The organism is Virgibacillus proomii, assembly GCF_900162615.1.
Lineage (GTDB): Bacteria > Bacillota > Bacilli > Bacillales > Amphibacillaceae > Virgibacillus > Virgibacillus proomii.
The window spans coordinates 1346808-1361802 of the sequence record NZ_FUFN01000010.1 but is presented as its reverse complement, the minus strand read 5'-3'; the positions used below and the strand labels follow the sequence as shown (position 1 = coordinate 1361802).

The window sequence follows — 14995 nt, the reverse complement described above, 5'->3', positions numbered from 1 at the left end:
ATAAACACGCAGATAAATTAGGTCGCCAAGCTATCTACCTTTAAAAAGCAATTTATTCTCGATATCCTGTATTTGCTTTTACTTGAACTTTTGCAAATTGGCGTACATCTTTTTCTTTAGACAATAGCGTCCCTAAATATCCTCCTAAAAACCCGAATGGTACGGAAATAATTGCTGGGTTTGTCAATGGAAATATCGGAGCACCAATAAAAATTCCTTTTCCGTCCACTGGTGAAAACATATTTGGGCTGATGGATATTAAAATTAACGATGAAAGCAGTCCAAAAGCCATAGCTGTTACTGCTCTATATGCATTAAAGCGCTTCCAATAAATAGTATACAAAATAACTGGTAAGTTGGCACTTGTAGCCACACAAAGCGCCTGTAAACTTACTGCTACATTTTTACTGCATCTAAAGTTATTGTGCAGTATACCCACCATCAATTAGAACAGCTTGTCCAGTAACACCCTTTGCTTTATCAGTAGCTAAAAAGATAGTGTAATCAGCGATTTCCTGTATCGTTAACAGTCGCTTCTGTGGGACGATTGGATAAATGACCTCTTCAAGCACTTTTTCCAAAGGCACATTTCGATTTCTTGCTAAATCCTCCATCTGATTTCGAACTAGTGGCGTATCCACATATCCAGGACAAACTGCGTTTACCGTGATACCATATGCTGCTCCTTCCAACGCTGCCACTTTTGTTAAGCCAATTAACCCATGTTTGGCGCTATTATACGCTACTTTACCAGCAAAACCAATAACCCCATTAATGGAAGACATATTAATGATTCTTCCTATTCCTTGTTGTTTCATGATTGGAAATACATGTTTGATAGCTACAAACGGAGCAACGAGCATGATTTTTGTCATTAATTCAAATTTTTTAGTAGGAAACTCTTCAATCGAAGCTACATGCTGTATACCAGCATTATTAATTAAAACATCAAGTTTTCCGTAGCATGTAACAGTTTGTTCTATCGCTCCCTTTAATTGTAATTCATCTGTTACATCACATGGAATTCCTAAACAATCATAACCTTTTTCCCTCCAGCTTGCAGCAATTTCTTGTACCCGAGCTTCATTTACATCCGTAAATACAACAGAAGCTTTTTGTTTTAAAAATTCCACACCGATTCCGTAGCCGATCCCACTCGTAGCTCCAGTTATGAGGACAACCTTTTTTGCTACCAATTTTATTCCCCCTACCATGTAGAAAGTTCTCGTATTCTTTTCCTGCTTATTTAAATAGCTTAACAAAAATATATTTTGATATGTAAATATGTTAAGCTTGTAAATACATATGAATTTTTTTAAGTATGTATTTAAGTTCCGCTGCCGTAATCTGTCCTGGAGCTGAAGCTTGTTTTCCAGAGCCAAACGAGGCAGCAGATCCTACAAATTCACCGGCAATTCTGCTTAATACACCTAATGACCCCATGGCAATGGTTATAAATGGTTGCGTAGCATGTAATGTTTTCATCATTTCTGCAACCGTTAATAACCGCAGTACATCCCCCATATTATTGGGCATCACTGCCAGTTTTGTAATATCTGCTCCAGCATTTTGCATTGCCAATAAACGAGATAGCATCTCATCTGTAGAAGGAGTTGCTTTAAAATCATGGTTGGATAAAAGTACAGAAATATGATGCTGTTTTGCTTTTTGGACTAATGTTTGTACGTTACCTCCTGTAAATAATTCAATGTCAATGAGATCAATATTGTTGGATTCGATAACCTTTTGTAATAGTTTATCGTAAAATTCCAACGTTGTTTTTTTTTCGCCTCCCTCTTTAAACGAGCGAAATGTAAAAAGCAATGGAACTTCTTCAAGTAATGGCTTTATTTCCGAAAGCGCGTGAAGCACCGCATGAATATTATTGGCTTCGTTAAGCGCATCAACCCGCCACTCAATGATATCGGGTTGTTCCTGTTTTACGGTAGCTATTTCCAATTTTAATTCCTCAAGTGTTGTTCCCATTAATGGAATGATTACTTTAGGAATACCTTTACCAATAGATACACCGTTTACTGTAACAACGTTCAAATTTATCTCCACCTTTTCATATTAACTACTTATTATAAATGTTATAAGAAATGTTGCCAACATAGAATTGGAAGAAACTTAATATTTGACGTGCAAGTAGTAAGAATATCACTTATAATGAGTAAAAAATGCAGTTAAATAGAAAGAGGTTACCTATGTGCACGAAAGAAACACCCTTAAGACAAAAAAGTATTGTATTAATAGGTTTTATGGGAGTCGGTAAGACTTCTATTGGAAAAGCAGTAGCTGCTAAGTTATATCGTGATTTTATAGATGTAGATCAAGTCATTGAAGAAGCTTTCGGCATGTCCACCGTAGATATTTTTGCAACCTATGGAGAAGATAATTTCAGAAAAAAGGAAAAAGAAATTATATATGACTTATGCAAGCAAAAACTTAAAATTATTTCCTTAGGTGGCGGTGCTTTTCTACAAAAAGAAATAAGAGACATTTGCTTGAAGGAATGTATCGTTTTTTATTTAGATTTATCATGGGAGTCGTGGAAAGATCGAATTAGCTTATTAATTGATAGCAGACCGATTCTACAAGGGAAAAGCTTAGAAGAGATAAAACAGCTGTTTAATGAAAGAAAAGCTATCTATCAAGAACATCATTCCACTGTAAAAACAGATGCGTTTATGGTAGAAGACGCCGCAGAATACATTGTTAATGCACTGAAAACAGCATGGGATATTTACGAACCCCAAGCAAAACCATAACAGCTTTCATGGTTGTTTTAATGTAATAATAGATCATCGTCCGAGGTTGTGCCTTCTCGGACGATCAATTAAAGCGCTATCTTCCCTTCGATAAATAGCCACAATTAAATAAGGTGAAACTTCTTATTCAGCAGGACTTTTCGCTTCTGACAGTTAAGCAGTGGAACAAAGGCTAAAAGGTACGTGCGAACCATCAATAAAATGGACGAGTTGTTTCATACACGTTCGTCCTGTATGGAGTGCTACAAGTAGCAAATAAAAAATGACCACAGTTTACACGGTGGTCGATAGATACCCATCCTTATGATGGAGTTGGTGTTATCTAATCTAGCTCCTACCTCATCGATCATGAAGGTTATTTTTTGCTCTTTTAACTTATAAATTAACAAACGCTACAAGTACCTTTCCCAGATTGGCCAGGATAATAAATTATTGGACAAAAAAGATTATGAGAACAACAACGTCTATCCGTTCCCACCATGATACTCAGGCGTTACTTTTTAGGTTTTTCTGCCATTTCTCTCACCTCCTTTTTTTCTAATAAATAAAGAGATTTGTCTATAGAAGAAAGTAAACTATTTATTAAAATACTCTTCGATTTTTTTATTTATATTTGCTAAATCTATTAGTAAAGTGTTAAAAAAATCCTTTTCTTCATTACTACAACAGTCTAAAGAATTTGAACACATCGACATTGTAGAGCGAATTAATGTTAAAAAATTTAGTATGTCCGTTACTTGATTATCTTTCATTTTAATCTCCTCCTATTAAATCAAAGAACCCTGGGATGTTTGAAATATTTATGTTATCTAAAGAATTTATTATTTTTATTTTTAATTCTTGTTCTACATCATCACGTATTTCGTTCGGTACAGTTTTTAAGTGTTTTTGAATTTTAGGATTCATTTTTTCTAACAGTTCTTCAATAGTAAATATATCAGTAACTTTCATGAATTATCCCTTAATGCCTTTTGAAGTTTTTTAATACCTGTTTTATGAATCTTGGAAATGTTTTGACTAGATTCATTGAATAATTCAGCAATTTCTGTAATATTCATATTCTTACAGTATTTTAAATTTAGCACCTTTTTTTGCTTTACAGTCAAAGTTTTATATTTTTTATACACGGCATAATTGCTAATGCTTTGGCTTAAATTTAAATTTTCCTCAACATTTAATAAATATGAATGGTGTACATTCTCTATAGGTTGCGAAAGAATAAATCGTTGCTTATGCTTTCTATAACGCCTCATAAGATCAATGGTTGAAAAACGAATGAGGGATGAAAGGTAAGCTATTATTCTAATCTTCGCATGATGAAGCCTGTATGCCCTATCCACCAAATTTTTATTATAGGCTGTAGGATATTTCAAGTAATTATTTAATATTTCTTGATTTTCTGCTTCTTGAAAAAAGGAAGTTACAATCTTGTTGTTTTTTATGCATGCATTACGCTCAATAAAACTTTTGACTTCTGGATATCTATTTTTATTAACATTCATATTAAACCCTCCCTTTTTCTAATAAAGAGGATTTAATATAAGAAAATTCAACCATATAATCCTGTAAATTCAAAAAATAAAAATAACCAATCTATTTAATTTATTATAAGCAACAATGTTACTTTTATTTTTACCATTCCTCTATCTTTAAATACTAATGGATCAGCGTTATCATCTTTTGTAAAATTATACCCACCTATGATGTTATTTACTATGCCCGGATGCCTTTCTCAACACCTGTATCTATCATTGCCACTGTAGTCCCCTGTCCTTGTTTTGATTGTTCCCATATCTCTTTTGCATTAATGACATTGAGATTTTCAGGAAACGTGGATAGTGTTTTAAAAACAGATCCAATTTCAGTCGGTTTAATAATTAGTTTTTCATTCATTCTATCCCTCCTTTTTATTTATAAAGTGAAGGGGGATAGTGAAAAAGCAACATAGCCATATATTGTACTTTTGAGAAGTGTATTATTTATTGAATTTTTTACATAACTAATTGAATTCTTTACTTCTGGTCACTTTCAGAGCAATATCACTCAGACATAAAAAAGAAAGCACCTCCTTAAATCTTGTATAATGGCAGTCGACAAAAACGACCCAAAAGAAGAATTAAGGGGTACTTCCTAGAATATTTTTGGTCATGAGGATTTAGTGTAACGCCTAAGGAAGCGTTCACAATTACAATTTCATCCGAAGCCTTCTATTTCCGATTACTGGCGTTAATATTTATTGATCACTCATATAACCTTCCTTATGATTCCTGATATATTCTTGAATTTGATTTTTATTTCTTTTCACTGTCTATATTTTGAATGGATAAATGGAAGGAATGTCCCTATTAAAGCACCTGATACAATAACGATAACAAAGAAATAATTCCCCATAATTACCCAGCCATCTTTATTTAAAATAAAAGTTAAAACCAAGAAACTAAGAGAAGCCACAGTTACAGCTATTGCCGGAGTCAGGTATGTGATTTTTTATATTTTTTGTTTAGTAAAGTCCGAGAAATGAAATAAAAGGTAATAATGGATAATATGCCTACAATTAAGAAAATTTCTAAGCCGTTCATGAAAAACCTCCTTGCTAAATTTATATCTTTCATTATATAGTTTTCTGTTATTAGAACCAAACTGAAAATGGGAATAGCAAAAACATAGAAATTTTCAATGCAAATGTGAATGAGTGGAAACTAATTGAATCAAAACCGCCAGTGTAAACGGGTGTTTTGCTCTGTAACTAGAAGCCTTTATTACCGACCTCAGCCTTAAGAGTCCAACGTGCAACCCCTCGCATCACATTTACTCACTAATTTAAAAAATCTCTTATTTTTTTGTCTTGCATATGGATCAAGTAATGTTAATTAGTTACTTATATAATCATCCTTTGTATGTATTTCACAATTAAAATTTGCACCAATTGCAGATAAATTATTTTTAATCTAATCTTCTGTTTCCTATATTTGATAAAAAGCACCGTTCCTATTAGAAAGTGTGATTTATGAGCTAAACAATCTGCTAATGCTGCAGTTAGCACAGGACCATAAAAAATATCTTCTTCCGGTTTATAATGACAAATTGCTAGTTATGATTTAACCTTACGAGTTAACCCCAAGGATAGATGGGGGGAGAGTATTTCAACGTCTTCTTTTTCAAATGAGCTGTAACCTAATTCTTCTAGTATAAGGAGGTCCTATTTTTTAAATTTCAATTCAAACGTTGATTTTTTTCTTAATCAAACCTCCTTTATAAGTAACAACCTTGAAAGGAGGTTATTTATAGATGAGGAGAAGACAACAGCAAATGAGAACACTAAGCGATCCCTGAGTTTTGGGGTGGGTAAATTGTTCATGTTGCGGATATGATGCCGGGTGCATGATGTTGCTTTATCTTGAAAACGGACAGCCAACGACTAAGTGTGGCTGTAAATCCCCTACTTTCCATAATCGAAAGGAGAAAATCATATGATTATCAATGGGTCATTTATTAAAGAAAAAGATGTCATTACGAAGGTATTTACTTATTTACTAAACCAAAAACAATTTAATGCGTTAGTTGAGAAACTTCAAAATTTAATGACTTTTAAACCCAACCAATTAATGGTTGAATCAATTTACGAATTTGTCGCACACGATATTCCGAAAGACAACGCAACACAACTTTTATCAGGAAAAACGACCACACTCCGAGTTGATAACAAATTAGAAATTGTAAATGTCTTTGCCGAAACCAAGGGTAAAGAAAAAGTATACGATGAATTTTTTATAAGGGTAAATAATAACGGAGAAGAAGCAAGTTATTTCTATGCTAATGATGGTTTACGTCATTTAGTAACTAAAACAACTGGGAAGCAGGTTCTTGAAGAAAATGATTATACAAATGAAATTGACAATCCTAACTTCAAACCGTTTTCTACGATAAGTCCCCAAGTTAATTTTTGTGTACCTGGTGGATATAAACATTGTGGGCCTGGTTGTGGAGATGGATTGAAATATGGCGGTGGAACACCGAAAAATCAGCTTGATAAGTGTTGCAGAGCTCACGACAGATGTTGGAAATCTTTCGGCAGTTGGGATGCTTGCTGTGATTTAAGACTAGTAGTTTGCGCAGAAACTGCTAAGGGGTCACCAATCGCAAAAAGATTGGTTCAAGCGCCTTTCGTTTACAACGCTTCCAAATGTAAGACGAAGTAAATATACTAAAATAGTGGGTGCAGCCATCGAAGGATGATTTTTACCCACTATTTTTCTTTATTAGGAGGCGGCTGGCTATCACGCTGATGATTATGCGGACAACTTAAAACATAATCCAGCTCTAACAACTATTTTGAATAAGGATGAGCTTGCCTCCCAACCTACCATGCCCAGGCTAAATCAACATCTGAACATAGATACAATGAAGCAATTTCAAAAAGTTAAGCCGCCTTTGTATGCCGGAGAAAATGAAAAAACACCAAACCTAAACTATGCGCATAGGTTTCATCAAGATCGCTGGTAAAATCATCCGATCTGGATGTTACATAACATTTAAGTATCCAGCAGTTCGCTATAAGAATGTACGCTTAAACTGTTTTACAACCCATTTTAATCGATCCATACATCTAAAACATGCTGGCGTTTAATTTTAATATCTGTATCCAAATATAGCATGTCTTTCGTAATATATTTCAGTTTTCCTTTACTTGTTAAATAGTCACGTCCATTATAATGTTTAACTTCAACGGTAAGATTATTGCAAATAGCTAATTGTAGTTGAGCATCCATCTCTACCAACTTTTGTTCATCCAGCAAAGGCATATTTTTTTGCTCTAATTTTTCCCACATTTTCGTTAATAGCTCTGCATGCTCTGGAAGCATCATCGCTGTCCACTTGATAGAGCCACGATCATTTACTCGCACTTTACGCACTTTCCTTTCTCTTAACTCGTCCACAGGAGAGAATATTGCTATAATTAAATCGTCGAACTTGTTTTCGATAGAAACAATACGCTAATATTGATTTTTCACCTATATCAATCACTCGTATTAGCCGTTGTGTAACTTGACCATTATTATCCATATAAAATAGTACAAGTTTTTGCTTACTTACCATCGACCACTGAAGAATCCCTCTCATGAATATAGCCTCCTTCAGGAACGTTTGTTCTCATTATACCACAAAAAACACGAACATAGGTGCGTTTTTTTACTGGAAATTTTTGCATATTTCCACTTATTCTTATACAATTAATAGTTTTAGCACGAAAAAATCAAAAGTCACTTGAAACATAAGCTTATTACTATCCATTTACATAAGAAAAACATAAAATTTTTGCGCAGAAGTCATCACGACGTAGCGAAAATCTTTATATCAAAAGTATAAGTATAGCCAGGTAGTCGACTGCGCTAAAGTTTATCATCAGTTTTCTTTAAGGTTTTTGATCTTTTTGATGAGTTAGATCTAACCAAGACAATAATTCTCTGATAACGATGTTAATTTTTTCATCGATGACATCATTCCCATAGACTTGTTTGGCTTGCTCAATCTGCTGCAGAACATCATTGCTGAATTGAATAACCGGTACATCTGCTTCCAAATTATTATATAGTTCAATAAATGTATCTAGTGCTTTATCAAATTGTTTACTTTCTGTCTCCGTTGCTTTCATAATTATCACCCATATTAGGTTACCCAAAACAATATAAAAAATAGCTAATGTGAAACTTCATCCCGTGGAAGTACTTATTTTTGGAAGATTAGTACCACTTCCAGTTTTTACCGAGAATTAGTCTGCCCTCATTCCATCTGAGATTTCTAATATCAATAAAGGCTACATTTTTTTAATTATACGTTCCATACTAAACAGGATGAATAGTTAGTATGGAGGGTAAAAATGAAAGCAGTTACGTACCAAGGAAAGCAAAAAATAGCTGTTAAGTCAATTGAATTCCCGAAGCTTCAAGATAGTGAAGATATTATTGTAAAAATCTCTTCTACAGCAATATGCGGCTCCGATCTTCATTTATATCAAGGCCATTTCTCGTTGCCAAATGGTTATGTTATTGGTCATGAACCGATGGGAATTGTTGAAGAAGTTGGTAAAGAAGTCACAAAGGTTAAAAAAGGAGATCGTGTTGTTATCCCCTTCACCGTCGCTTGTGGTAGCTGTAAATATTGCAATCAGCATTTGGAAAGCCAATGTGATAATTCTAACCCACATTACGACGCAGGAGGTCTATTCGGCTACTCGGAAAAGTTCGGTAATTATCCAGGAGGCCAAGCTGAATATTTAAGAGTTCCTTTTGGAAACTATACACCATTTCTAATTCCGGAAGACTGTGAGCTAGAGGATGAAAAGCTATTATTTTTATCTGACGTGTTACCGACCGCTTACTGGAGTGTAGAACATGCTAACGTCAAACCGAAAGATACCGTTATTGTATTAGGCTGTGGGCCAGTAGGAATTATGGTACAACAATTTGCATGGAATAAAGGTGCTGAGCGAGTAATTGCAGTAGACTACCTGGATTATCGTTTAAATCATGCCAAAAAAATAACCGGTAGTGAAATCTACAATTTTACGAAAGATAGCGATATGGGAGAGACATTAAAAGAAATTACGAAGGGCGGAGCTGATGTTGTGATTGATTGTGTTGGAATGGATGGTAAAAAATCGCCTTTAGAATATGTCGGGCAAAAGCTGAAATTGCAAGGCGGACCGCTTGGCGCCATCCAAATGGCTACAAAAGCGGTGCGAAAAGCAGGAACCGTTCAACTTACAGGAGTGTATGGCGGATTATACAATATGTTTCCTCTTGGAGCATTTTTTGCTCGAAATGTGACCTTAAAAATGGGGCAAGCACCAGCAAGAGCATACATGAAAAAACTATATGATCAAATCGTACAAGACCGAATTGATCCAACATCTATCATTACCCATTCCCTCCCTTTAGCAGCAGCTGCCAAAGGGTATGATTTATTTAATAAACGAAAGGATGATTGTATTAAAGTAATTCTAAAGCCATAAACAAACACTTCTTCCTCATATTAGTTGTATAAATACAGTGAAGAACGCCTAGCTAGGGGTAGGCGTTCTTCGTTTTTAAAATTTACAGGAGACACTAAACTTTTTTGTTTGCTTATAAACCGAGGTAAAAGACACCACCACATTTAGTATAGAACTAATTTTTTTAAAATACGCATTTCATACGAACATAAAAAACGCTTCTTTAATTACATGGGTGTAATTAAAGAAGCGTTCTTCGTTTCTGTCTATTGTGTGTCTTTTTCGGTAACTTTCCGGTTGAATAGCTGCTATAAAGCCATATTATAACGACAAGTAGCACGCCCGGAGGGATTCGAACCCCCGACTCACGGGAAACCCACTAAGGGCGCTCTATAAGGAAATAAGGGATTTCAAAATGCGCATATTACAAGGGATAAAGCAATTTTTAGCTTAGCTCTCTAGTTTTTATAGAGAGCTTTTTTTCTTTTTGGAAAAGTAACTGCGTCCCACAGGAAAAGCCTATGAGTAGACCTAATTAATTTTAAATTATTTTCTTGTAAGTATATTTATTAACCTTTCGTTACCTACTTACTTTGCAAAATCCAAAGGAGACCTTCCAGCTTTATTTTTGTTTAAAATATCTGAATTGTAATTCATAAGTAACTCCACCATTTTATAATTCTTTCCTTTACGGCAACCCACAATGCGTTATTTTCATATTTGTCTTTTATGTTCATGTCTATACCTCTTTGTAATAGCTTGTCTGCAACTTTTAAATCTTGATTCATACATATAAGATGTAACGCAGTCTGCCCATCAGTATTTCTCATATTTATATCAATACCTTTTTCAATAAGAAAGGAAGAAATATCAAAATTATTTCCTAATATAGCATAATGTAATAAGCCTGAACCATCATCGCTTTTTCTATTTATTAACTCAATATCAAATTTTTCTTTAAATGATTTTAAGTCTCCAAACTTCGCTAAAGTAAAAAGATCTGCCTTTTCAGTTGGCATTCTACCATCTCCTAATCTTTTTATTCGTATTTATGACTTCTATTTGCAGAAGGACCTTCTGGTCTATAATTTTTAGGATTCCTGTACCACTTCAAAAACTCTTCTTTTATTAATTCACCTTCAATATATTTTTTATGTCCACTTACTATATTTATTTTCAGGTGTATGCGCCATATCCCATTGACCAGCTCTAGTTTTACTTTTATTCCAAAACAATTCTTCACCAGTGTTTGGATCATACACCTTTCCATCTATGTCCTGTGCATCTCCCCAAACCTTTTCAACTTGTCCTTTTCCATACTTTGGTCTATTTTTGGGGTTTGAATACGGCTTATTAACTCTTTTCGCTGTATGTTTACCTTTATTCGAAAATTCAAACGCACCTTTGCCAGCTTTTACCAGCTTTAAAACTTTCCCCGCTGGAATAATAGAAGCTCCAGAAATTACTTTATCCATTGTAGAAGCCTTTGGATCCATTACCGTTTTAACATCATCTAAAATGAGAAAGTCCGCTGTTTCTTTTACAGCTGCTGCTCCAAATTCTCCTGCTTTTACAAATGTATCTTTCACACCATCTGCTGCTTTTTCTAACCAGCTTTTTTTCGGCTCCTTTGGATTAGGTCGAATGGCAGGAATGGTGTCACTTATTTCATATTTTACACTTCCAGATTCTGATTGGAACTTACTAGTTTTTTTATTATTTTTGTTGTAACACTTGTATTGGGATTTATCCTACCATCAAATAGCTTCGCATCAACAGAAACAAGCAATAAAACTGAAACGAAGAAAAAGAGAAACTATTAAAGGAATTACAAGATGATGGTTTAATAAGCAAAAATATTAACGCAAAAATGGTTGAAAGTATAGAAGAAATATCCGGCCCAAATGAACATACAATTCAACATTTTCTATCTGGAAACGACCCGACCTATACTTATTGGTTACAAACTGGCAATGCAAAGTATTCTAAAACAACTTATGGTAAATGGAAAAATAAAGGAGGTGCCTTCCACGGACCAGGAACATTCAAAAAAACTGAGTCATCAACATCGTCATTTAGTGTAAGTGGTGGGATACCGAAAACCAGCATAAAGGGAAGTCTAGGGAAACAAACAAAAATAACAACTACAGCCTCTAGAAAAAATACCTAAGGGTAAAAAAGGACAATTCCAGGTAAGAAATGTATACAAACACTATAAAGTTACTATGAGAGAATGGATAAGTATTGATGGACGTAAAAAAGCAACAAATAAAAAGAAAACAGGACTAGAGTCAAGAATAGTACTAAAATAATAAAAGAATCGTGTGGATTTACCACACGATTCTTTTATTATTTTTTAGCCCATCTACTAAGCCAAATAAATGGAATAATAATCACAAAAGGTAATCCAATAATTAAGAAAGAAATAGGGATATAATATGCGCTAATATCAAAAATACCTGGGAAACTCTTTATATCTGAATAATCATACTGAGAAATATCAAAATCAGATACAATTCTAGCAAAGAATAGCATCATAAAACCAGGAATTGATAACGAAAGACCAAATTTAAAAGCTCTATATAACATAAATTACCACCTCTTTATAAATAAGTTTTTAAATAATTATTATCATAATTTCCAATAAAAGTAATTAATATCGAATATCTTTTGTTTAATTTGAGTAAAATAACTTTAAATTCACTGCAACTTAGCGTTACTTACCCTATACTTCTATTCTGCCATCAGCTAAGGTATAATAAATTCCTTGCCTTACTCCCTTGTAATCCGAAACCTTTACTTTTGAAACAACAAGATGCTCAATGGTTGAAAACTCACTTGCAGTTAAACTATCCCTCGTTGCTGCTAGTACGGCCTGCATAGCACGATAACTATAATCCATTGTTTTCAGTCCAAAATGTTTCTGTAAATAGTTAATTGGAATGGTTGCTAGTGGGATAAACTTTGAAAATAACCGTTTGCCAAGCTCTCCCGTGATTACTTCTAAATCTATGGCATTTTTTCCAGCCTTTTTCATAAGACCTTGCATCAGCTTTTGATGAATCTTTTGATCAGCTATCTTTCTCGCCTGATACGTTGCAATATTTATCTGGCCGTTGTTTCCTAGCTCTCTAATTCGACTTACATAGTTTTTCATTGTATGGAGATCTTGCTCCACAGGCTCTAGCTTAGCTGTATTGTGCCGATCAAATAGATATAGCTTTTCGATGGTCTTGTGCGTCATTTTCTTTGCATGTTGTACTTTATCCAGAAACTCCCCGTCATCTAAATCCCTAACATCAATAATATCTCTAACCGATCGAAGAACAGCATTTGCTTCATCAGTTAGCATCATTGCAACATGCTCCGCCCGTTTAAGTCCTCCTTGAACACCATCTGCAAGAAAGTCCTCTCGAATAACGCCATTCCTGTCCGGTTCCAGTTCATCAATAGACTTTTTTATCTCTCGTAACGTATTCGAATAATTATCAATGAAACCCTCTAGAAACAACAGAAACGGCTGGTGTACCTCTTTATAAAAGGTTCGAATAGAATTAGCCGTTTTTCTTTAAAAGCTTTTTCTAAGGCAATAATGCCCTCTATGCTTTTCTGGATGTTTTTGATTTGTGTATGTATCTGTTCTAGCTGCGCCAATGTTTTGTCAATGAAGCGATGACATTCCCCTACATACAGCGCCTTGATTGGACATCTCCTCCCATCCCCATTGGTAATAATTTCAATATAACCCCTTTAGTTGAATTATACCTAAAAGTATGTAATATACGAAATTGTTTATTAAATAATTTATTACAGTAATTACGCCCTATCCAAATAGATAGGGCGTAAACTGAACAATATTAGTTGTTATCCTATTGGATAAGAAATGTCAATCTCAATTATCGTAGTAATGATCTATAATTTCTTTTGGTAATTTTAACTTTAGATCATTAATCAGTTTATCATCATGTGAAATAATATCGAGAACATCACTACTTAGATATAACATAAAACTATCATTATAAAAAATAATATATGCACTATTCATATAGCCAGATGTTACTTTCAAACAGTACTTATATATATTATATCGGTCTAATCCTTTTACAGTTGCAAAAACCACTTCTTCTCCAAACACTTCATCTTTTACAATTATTTCTTTCCAGTTTTTTAATTTGAATATTTTACCTAATCCAACTTTTTCTCTTCTTCTTTTACCATTTACTATATAACCGGAAATAAACGTACTATCAATTCTAGATTCTTTATTAAAAATTAAAAAGATAAGCTCTTTTAATAAAAGTTCGTTTTTCTTATAAAATGTATCTGAAAGAACTCTCAATCTAAAATTACTAGAAACCTGATGGTAAGGAGTATTATCCAAATTACAAAAATCCACTTTAAATCTTGTAAGTCTATCCATAAAGTTTAGTCACCTATTCTTCTCAAAAGTGCATCATACGTTCCTGATCTTGTTTCCTTTTTTCCCAAAGCTTTTATGGTCTTTGCGCCCTTCCAACTTCCTCCTGAATGTTTATCAACATCTCTACTTATATATTTAGGCCCTTTTGCTTTTTTACCTCTTTTGTAAACTTTTGCTCCATGTGATTTAAAATTAGTTTCTATATACCCTAAAGCTTTTGAAGCAACTCTTGCAACAGATTCAGTTTTCTTTATTGATCTATTTATAGCCTTCTTTCCAAATGATTTTACGGCTTTTTTCAATCCATATTTAACTACGAATCTAATAAGTATTGGCACAAGAGGTAAAGCTGCAGCAGATACTTCAGTAGTATTTACATTGTACACTTCTCCAGTTTCAATATCAGTAAAAACTGCTCTAATATCTTCACCAACAATTTCTGTTAAAACAATATCAAAGTTTTTTTCTATATTTTCCCCATGCTCAGTCTCCAATAATGCTTTAGCTGTCATCTTGCCATTTTCAGGATTAAAATTCACTTCACTCTGAATCTAGTGTAAATTCAACTGTATTCATACCATTTTCTTTGTATTCAATTGTTTGAACTTGATTAGATGAAACGATATTATTATGTATTTTAGTTTCTATATTTTCACTAAGATTCTGAGCAAAAATCAAATTACCCGGTATTAGAGTGATAAAAAGTGCAATTATAATAGAATATATTAATGTTTTTTCATAGATTTTTCTCCCCTATGTTTTATATTGTATTAATCCGTGACCATAACTTTGCTTTTCTCCCAATTCCTTTGA

18 protein-coding genes and 3 pseudogenes are annotated in these 14995 nt (G+C 33.8%); 3 read left to right on the top strand and 18 right to left on the bottom strand.

Annotated features, from left to right (window positions below; translation table 11 throughout):
* Positions 1–52: 52 nt before the first annotated feature.
* The 3 genes and pseudogenes from BN1066_RS13865 to aroD all read right to left on the bottom strand — a co-directional run.
* Positions 53–418: pseudogene (locus BN1066_RS13865) on the bottom strand (cation acetate symporter); the annotation flags it as partial.
* A 1-nt stretch (position 419) separates the two neighbouring features.
* Positions 420–1196 carry a 3-hydroxybutyrate dehydrogenase gene (locus BN1066_RS13860; protein WP_077320056.1) on the bottom strand — a complete coding sequence of 259 codons (777 nt, stop codon included), beginning with the start codon at positions 1194–1196 and terminating at the stop codon, positions 420–422.
* A gap of 91 nt (positions 1197–1287) precedes the next feature.
* Entirely contained in the window at positions 1288–2052 is a 765-nt protein-coding gene (aroD, locus tag BN1066_RS13855) for a type I 3-dehydroquinate dehydratase (protein WP_179104403.1), read from the bottom strand.
* Positions 2053–2207: 155 nt separating this feature from the next.
* Here aroD and BN1066_RS13850 point away from each other — a divergent pair, with 155 nt between their 5' ends.
* The gene (locus BN1066_RS13850) at positions 2208–2771 is read left to right on the top strand and encodes a shikimate kinase (RefSeq protein ID WP_077320054.1); all 564 of its coding nucleotides are present in this window, start codon (positions 2208–2210) and stop codon (positions 2769–2771) included.
* Positions 2772–3346: 575 nt separating this feature from the next.
* On the opposite strand, the gene BN1066_RS20315 is transcribed toward BN1066_RS13850, so the two are convergent.
* From BN1066_RS20315 to BN1066_RS19940, 5 genes and pseudogenes are all read right to left on the bottom strand, one after another.
* A complete protein-coding gene (locus tag BN1066_RS20315; protein WP_179104402.1) occupies positions 3347–3523 on the bottom strand; it encodes a hypothetical protein in 177 nt (58 codons plus the stop codon).
* A gap of 1 nt (position 3524) precedes the next feature.
* The gene (locus tag BN1066_RS13845; protein WP_077320053.1) at positions 3525–3722 is read right to left on the bottom strand and encodes a hypothetical protein; all 198 of its coding nucleotides are present in this window, start codon (positions 3720–3722) and stop codon (positions 3525–3527) included.
* Entirely contained in the window at positions 3719–4273 is a 555-nt protein-coding gene (locus BN1066_RS13840; RefSeq protein ID WP_077320052.1) for a sigma-70 family RNA polymerase sigma factor, read from the bottom strand. The genes BN1066_RS13845 and BN1066_RS13840 overlap by 4 nt, the downstream gene beginning before the upstream one ends.
* Before the next feature lie 211 nt (positions 4274–4484).
* Positions 4485–4664, bottom strand: a complete 180-nt coding sequence (locus BN1066_RS13835; RefSeq protein ID WP_077320051.1) for a hypothetical protein — start codon at positions 4662–4664, stop codon at positions 4485–4487.
* Positions 4665–5004: 340 nt separating this feature from the next.
* Positions 5005–5079, bottom strand: a pseudogene (locus tag BN1066_RS19940) (IS200/IS605 family transposase); the annotation flags it as partial.
* 1162 nt (positions 5080–6241) lie between these two features.
* Between BN1066_RS19940 and BN1066_RS13830 the strand changes: the two are divergent.
* A complete protein-coding gene (locus tag BN1066_RS13830) occupies positions 6242–6970 on the top strand; it encodes a phospholipase A2 family protein (protein ID WP_077320050.1) in 729 nt (242 codons plus the stop codon).
* Between the two features lie 390 nt (positions 6971–7360).
* Here BN1066_RS13830 and BN1066_RS13825 read toward each other — a convergent pair whose 3' ends face one another.
* The 3 genes from BN1066_RS13825 to BN1066_RS13815 all read right to left on the bottom strand — a co-directional run bounded on the left by BN1066_RS13825 (position 7361) and on the right by BN1066_RS13815 (position 8424).
* Entirely contained in the window at positions 7361–7684 is a 324-nt protein-coding gene (locus BN1066_RS13825; RefSeq protein WP_143695835.1) for a YolD-like family protein, read from the bottom strand.
* Positions 7677–7892 carry a hypothetical protein gene (locus BN1066_RS13820; RefSeq protein WP_077320048.1) on the bottom strand — a complete coding sequence of 72 codons (216 nt, stop codon included), beginning with the start codon at positions 7890–7892 and terminating at the stop codon, positions 7677–7679. Before BN1066_RS13820 ends, BN1066_RS13825 begins: the two co-directional genes overlap by 8 nt.
* Positions 7893–8184: 292 nt before the next feature.
* Positions 8185–8424 (bottom strand): hypothetical protein, encoded by a 240-nt coding sequence (locus tag BN1066_RS13815; protein ID WP_077320047.1) that lies wholly within the window; start codon positions 8422–8424, stop codon positions 8185–8187.
* Between the two features lie 225 nt (positions 8425–8649).
* Between BN1066_RS13815 and BN1066_RS13810 the strand changes: the two genes are divergently transcribed.
* Positions 8650–9783 carry a zinc-dependent alcohol dehydrogenase gene (locus tag BN1066_RS13810; RefSeq protein WP_077320046.1) on the top strand — a complete coding sequence of 378 codons (1134 nt, stop codon included), beginning with the start codon at positions 8650–8652 and terminating at the stop codon, positions 9781–9783.
* A 632-nt stretch (positions 9784–10415) separates the two neighbouring features.
* Here BN1066_RS13810 and BN1066_RS13805 read toward each other — a convergent pair.
* From BN1066_RS13805 to BN1066_RS13775, 7 genes and pseudogenes are all read right to left on the bottom strand, one after another.
* Positions 10416–10781: an ankyrin repeat domain-containing protein gene (locus BN1066_RS13805; protein ID WP_218668079.1), complete on the bottom strand. Its 366-nt coding sequence runs from the start codon at positions 10779–10781 to the stop codon at positions 10416–10418.
* Positions 10782–10801: 20 nt separating this feature from the next.
* Positions 10802–11020 carry a GH-E family nuclease gene (locus BN1066_RS21070; RefSeq protein WP_281250276.1) on the bottom strand — a complete coding sequence of 73 codons (219 nt, stop codon included), beginning with the start codon at positions 11018–11020 and terminating at the stop codon, positions 10802–10804.
* Complete coding sequence (locus tag BN1066_RS21065) at positions 10914–11351, bottom strand: GH-E family nuclease (protein WP_281250275.1); 438 nt, start codon at positions 11349–11351, stop codon at positions 10914–10916. The genes BN1066_RS21070 and BN1066_RS21065 overlap by 107 nt, the downstream gene beginning before the upstream one ends.
* Before the next feature lie 760 nt (positions 11352–12111).
* The gene (locus BN1066_RS13790; protein WP_077320044.1) at positions 12112–12351 is read right to left on the bottom strand and encodes a hypothetical protein; all 240 of its coding nucleotides are present in this window, start codon (positions 12349–12351) and stop codon (positions 12112–12114) included.
* 136 nt (positions 12352–12487) lie between these two features.
* Positions 12488–13315 (bottom strand): annotated as a pseudogene (locus BN1066_RS13785) (T7SS effector LXG polymorphic toxin); the annotation flags it as partial.
* Positions 13316–13654: 339 nt separating this feature from the next.
* Entirely contained in the window at positions 13655–14182 is a 528-nt protein-coding gene (locus BN1066_RS13780) for a hypothetical protein (protein WP_077320042.1), read from the bottom strand.
* Between the two features lie 5 nt (positions 14183–14187).
* On the bottom strand, positions 14188–14694 hold the full coding sequence (locus BN1066_RS13775) for an SAR2788 family putative toxin (RefSeq protein WP_077320041.1): 507 nt from the start codon (positions 14692–14694) through the stop codon (positions 14188–14190).
* Positions 14695–14995: the final 301 nt, after the last annotated feature.

What these genes read in the sequence shown, in the direction of transcription:
- BN1066_RS13845 (WP_077320053.1), bottom strand. Translation starts at nt 3,722, where the DNA reads ATGAAAGTTACTGATATATTTACTATTGAAGAACTGTTAGAAAAAATG.
- BN1066_RS20315 (WP_179104402.1), bottom strand. Translation starts at nt 3,523, where the DNA reads ATGAAAGATAATCAAGTAACGGACATACTAAATTTTTTAACATTAATT.
- BN1066_RS13775 (WP_077320041.1), bottom strand. Translation starts at nt 14,694, where the DNA reads ATGACAGCTAAAGCATTATTGGAGACTGAGCATGGGGAAAATATAGAA.
- BN1066_RS13835 (WP_077320051.1), bottom strand. Translation starts at nt 4,664, where the DNA reads ATGAATGAAAAACTAATTATTAAACCGACTGAAATTGGATCTGTTTTT.
- BN1066_RS13790 (WP_077320044.1), bottom strand. Translation starts at nt 12,351, where the DNA reads ATGTTATATAGAGCTTTTAAATTTGGTCTTTCGTTATCAATTCCTGGT.
- BN1066_RS13820 (WP_077320048.1), bottom strand. Translation starts at nt 7,892, where the DNA reads ATGAGAGGGATTCTTCAGTGGTCGATGGTAAGTAAGCAAAAACTTGTA.
- BN1066_RS13780 (WP_077320042.1), bottom strand. Translation starts at nt 14,182, where the DNA reads ATGGATAGACTTACAAGATTTAAAGTGGATTTTTGTAATTTGGATAAT.
- BN1066_RS13850 (WP_077320054.1), top strand. Translation starts at nt 2,208, where the DNA reads ATGTGCACGAAAGAAACACCCTTAAGACAAAAAAGTATTGTATTAATA.
- BN1066_RS13810 (WP_077320046.1), top strand. Translation starts at nt 8,650, where the DNA reads ATGAAAGCAGTTACGTACCAAGGAAAGCAAAAAATAGCTGTTAAGTCA.
- BN1066_RS13805 (WP_218668079.1), bottom strand. Translation starts at nt 10,781, where the DNA reads ATGCCAACTGAAAAGGCAGATCTTTTTACTTTAGCGAAGTTTGGAGAC.
- BN1066_RS13840 (WP_077320052.1), bottom strand. Translation starts at nt 4,273, where the DNA reads ATGAATGTTAATAAAAATAGATATCCAGAAGTCAAAAGTTTTATTGAG.
- BN1066_RS21070 (WP_281250276.1), bottom strand. Translation starts at nt 11,020, where the DNA reads ATGATCCAAACACTGGTGAAGAATTGTTTTGGAATAAAAGTAAAACTA.
- BN1066_RS13830 (WP_077320050.1), top strand. Translation starts at nt 6,242, where the DNA reads ATGATTATCAATGGGTCATTTATTAAAGAAAAAGATGTCATTACGAAG.
- BN1066_RS13815 (WP_077320047.1), bottom strand. Translation starts at nt 8,424, where the DNA reads ATGAAAGCAACGGAGACAGAAAGTAAACAATTTGATAAAGCACTAGAT.